This window comes from Vibrio sp. 811 (genome assembly GCF_033339195.1).
Genome location: NZ_JAWOUB010000935.1, coordinates 1 through 520, shown reverse-complemented (window position 1 = coordinate 520; position 520 = coordinate 1). Strand labels below are relative to the sequence as shown.

General features: G+C 44.6%; 1 protein-coding gene. It reads right to left on the bottom strand.

Going from position 1 to position 520, the window contains the following annotated elements; all coding sequences use genetic code 11:
• Positions 1-520: alpha-amylase family glycosyl hydrolase (locus R7Q46_RS30215; protein WP_318078721.1), on the bottom strand; the 520-nt coding region annotated here is incomplete at both ends.

Below are 520 nucleotides of genomic sequence, written 5' to 3'. Positions count from 1 at the left end.
GCCTCACCTTGGTAGATATATTCTCTGACTTCGTGATTCTCAAAATTCAATACCGGCAGATTGTCGATACCTTTCCAGCCAATATAGTGATTACTCTCCCCATCAAAGAAGTAATAGTCGCGAAAATCGGATTGAGGATTCCCGTACGCGCCTTTCCCTTTCTGCTGAATATCAAACCAAGGGTGATGCACAGAAGTATGGTTAAAGACCGCATCCAATACGATCTTCATGTTTTTGCTGCGGATTTTTTCGCACAATGACGCAAAATGCTCGTTAGTGCCGAACATAGGATCAATCGTGAAATAATCCGTGGTGTCGTACTTATGGTTACTTGGCGAGGAAAAAATCGGATTGAAGTACAATGCGGTCACACCCAATTGTTCAAGGTATCCAAGCTTTTGCTCAACGCCTTTTAGATCACCACCGAAGAACTCACGTGCCCCAGAGTTTTGGTGATTCCCTACTGGTTCTCCCCACGTTTTAATCACAGCATCAGGATCGTACTCGCAGTACGCTTCAC